The sequence below is a fragment of the Streptomyces sp. SolWspMP-5a-2 genome (assembly GCF_900091845.1).
GTDB lineage: Bacteria > Actinomycetota > Actinomycetes > Streptomycetales > Streptomycetaceae > Streptomyces > Streptomyces doudnae.
The window spans coordinates 1-3,315 of sequence record NZ_FMCI01000002.1 but is presented as its reverse complement, the minus strand read 5'-3'; the positions used below and the strand labels follow the sequence as shown (position 1 = coordinate 3,315).

3 protein-coding genes are annotated in these 3,315 nt (G+C 76.0%); all 3 read left to right on the top strand.

Annotation, left to right across the window (positions count from 1 at the left end; genetic code table 11):
* Positions 1-1,232 (top strand): FkbM family methyltransferase (locus GA0115242_RS00045; RefSeq protein WP_093823150.1); only part of this gene is annotated, 1,232 nt, incomplete at its 5' end.
* Positions 1,233-1,260: 28 nt separating this feature from the next.
* Positions 1,261-2,052 carry a thioesterase II family protein gene (locus GA0115242_RS00040; protein WP_093823149.1) on the top strand — a complete coding sequence of 264 codons (792 nt, stop codon included), beginning with the start codon at positions 1,261-1,263 and terminating at the stop codon, positions 2,050-2,052.
* Entirely contained in the window at positions 2,049-3,227 is a 1,179-nt protein-coding gene (locus GA0115242_RS00035; RefSeq protein WP_093823147.1) for an acyl-CoA dehydrogenase family protein, read from the top strand. The genes GA0115242_RS00040 and GA0115242_RS00035 overlap by 4 nt, the downstream gene beginning before the upstream one ends.
* Positions 3,228-3,315: the final 88 nt, after the last annotated feature.

Sequence of the window (3,315 nt, the reverse complement as noted above, 5' to 3'; positions counted from 1 at the left end):
CCGGACTCAACCGCAGCGAGACCGAGTTCCTGCACCGGGAGATCTTCACCGACAACGCCTACTTCCGGCACGGCATCGCGCTGCCCCCCGCGGCCGTCGTCGTCGACGTCGGCGCCAACATCGGCATGTTCACCCTGCGTTGCGCCCTGCACAGCCCCGGCGCCCGGATCATCGCCGTCGAACCCGTCACCGAACTCGCCGACGCCGTCGCCCTCAACGCCGAGCTGTACGACGTCGACGCCACCGTGCTGCGCACCGCCCTGGGCCGCGCCGACGGCGAGACGGACTTCACCTTCTACCCCGGCAACAGCGTCATGTCCGGCCGGTTCGCCGACCCGCGCGAGGACCTCGACGTCCTGCGCGGCTACCTCCTCACCGGCCAGGAGACGCCGGACGAGGGCGGGTTGGACCGGCTGATGACCGACCGGATGACCGCCAGGACCCGTCGGGTCCCGGTCACCACGCTCACCTCCGTCGCCCACACCCACCGCCTCGACCGCGTCGACCTCCTGAAGATCGACGTGGAGAAGGCGGAGGCCGACGTCCTCGACGGGATCGACGACACCCTCTGGCCCCGGATCGACCGCGTCGTCCTGGAGGTCCACGACCTCGACGGCCGCCTCGCCGCCGTCCTCGGCCTGCTCCGCTCCCGCGGCTACCTGACCACCACCGACCAGGACCCCCGCCTCACCCGCACCCCCTGCCACAACGTCTACGCCCGGCGCCCCGGCGTCCCCGCCGGGACCGCGTCCGTCACCCTGCCCGACCGGGGCCCGACCCTGCGCAGCCTGACCGGGGAACTGCGCGAACTGGCCGCCGCCCGGCTCCCGTCGGCGCCCCCGCCCGACCGCTGGACCCTCGTCACCGAACTCACCGAACTCACCGAACTCACCGAACTCACCGAACTCACGGGCCGCACCGAGTCCACCGACCTCACCGGAGGCCATCGCGCGTCCTCCGGAGCCCGGCCGGACACCGCCGGGTCACCCCGGGTGGCCGTCCTCGCCGCGATCTGGGCGGACATCTTCGGCCCGGACGCCGTCCGGCCCGACGCCGACTTCTTCGACCTCGGCGGCGACTCCCTCACCGCCGTCCGCCTGATGACACGCCTGGAGGACGCGCTCGGCGAGGACGCCCTCACCCCCGACCTCATCTTCACCGACAGCACCTTCGGCGCCCTCGCCGACGCCGTCGAGGCGAGCGGGGCCCCCGAACCCACGGCGCTGCCGTGAGCCGCCCCCGACCCGACGGGAGCGCGCGATGAACGGCACGGCGGGCCCGGCCGACCGCGACCGCTGGTTCCACCGCCCGCTGCCAAGACCGGGGGCCGGGCTCAGACTCGTCTGCGTCCCCCACGCGGGCGCGGGCACCGCCGTGTTCCGCCCCTGGGCCGACCGGCTCGCGCCCGGCGTGGAGCTGATCGCCGTCCGGCTGCCCGGCCGGGAGAAACGGCTGCGCGAGCCGCCCGCCCGGGACTGGGCCGCGCTGGCCGGGGACCTCGCCGCCGCCCTCGACCGGCATGTCCCCGCGCCCTACGTGCTGTTCGGGCACAGCATGGGCGCGATGCTCGTCTACGAGACGGTGCGCGGGCCGCTCGGCCGGCCGCCCGCGCGCGTCCTGCTCTCCGGCTGCCGCGCCCCGCACGTCCCGCGCGCCCAGCCCGCCATCCACGACCTGCCGCCCGAACGGTTCCGCGCCGGACTCGGCCGGCTGGCAGGGACCCCCGCCGCCGTCCTCGCCGACCCCGCCCTGATGGACCTGCTGGAACCCGTCGTCCGCAACGACATCCGGCTCGCCGAGACCTGGCACCACCCCGCACCCGGCCCGCTGCCCGTGCCCGCCACGGTGTTCTGGGGCACGGCCGACGCGATCGCGCCGCCCGCAGCGGTCGCCGCCTGGCGGTCCCTCGCACCCCACGGGTTCCGCGCCCGGCGCGTCGAGGGCGGCCACTTCTTCCCGTTCCTCCCGCACGGGCACAACCCCCACCTGCTCGGGCTGCTCGACGACGAGATCGCCCCGGCCCCCACCTCACGAGGGAGCGACGGCGCGTGAGATCGCCCTACTTCGACGACGGCCACGACGCCTTCCGCCGGGAGGTCCGGGCGTTCCTGGCCGCCGAGGTGCTGCCGCACGCGGAGCGCTGGGAGGAGCAGGACTCCGTCCCCGCGTCCTGCTGGAAACTCCTCGGCGAGCGCGGCTACCTGGGCCTCGCCCACCCCCGCTCGGCCGGTGGCACCGACCGCGACCTCTTCACCTCCGTCGTCCTCCTGGAGGAACTCGGCCGCACGGGGTACGGCGGACTGCGGGCCGCCGTCTCCGTCCACGCCTACATGGCCACCCCCTACCTCGCCCGGGTCGGCGGCCCCGACCTGTGCCGTGCCTACCTCGCGCCCGCCGTGCGGGGCACCCGCGTCGCGGCCCTCGCCCTCACCGAACCCGGCGCCGGATCCGACCTGTCGGCCCTGGCCACCACCGCCGTCCGGGACGGCGACCACTTCGTCGTCGACGGCACCAAGACCCTGGTCAGCAACGGGACGACCGCCGACTTCCTCGTCGCGGCCGTGCGCACCGCCCCCGCCGCCCCGGGAGCGCGCGGCGCCACCGGCCTCTCCCTGCTGGTCGTCGACACCGACCTGCCCGGCGTCCACCGCACCCCCGCACCCACCCTCGGCTGGCGCTCGGCCGGGACCGCCACCGTCACCCTCGACGCCGTCCGGGTCCCGGCCGACCGGCTCGTCGGCCGCCTCGACCACGGCTTCTACTACCTGATGCGCGGCCTGCAACTGGAACGCCTGGTCGCCGCCGTCCTCGCCCTCGGCGGCATGGACCACACCCTGGACGACCTGCGCGCCTTCCTGCGCGGGCGGGACGTCGGCGGCGACGCCCTCGCCCACCGGCAGGCCCTCGTGCACCGCGTCGCCGACCTGGCCACCGACCTGGCCGCGGCCCGCCAGCTCGTTCACCACACCGCGTGGCTGTACGAGCGGGGCGAACTGCCCGCCGTGGAGTGCTCCATGGCCAAGCTGCACACCACCGAACTGGCCTGCCGCCTCGCCGACACCGCGCTCCAGCTCCAGGGATCGCACGGCTACGCGCGGACGTCCCCGGCCGCCCGCGCCCACCGGGACGCCCGCGCCGCCACCGTCGCGGCCGGACCCAGCGAGGTGATGCGCGACCTCATCGGCCGCGCGGTCCTGGGCGGGGACCGGGCCGGGGGAAGCGCCTGAGCGCCGACGCCGCCCGCTCCGGCAGGCTCAGTGCCGACGCCGTCCCGGTCCAGCCCGGCGGCCCCGGGGAACCCCGGTCCGGGCCTGC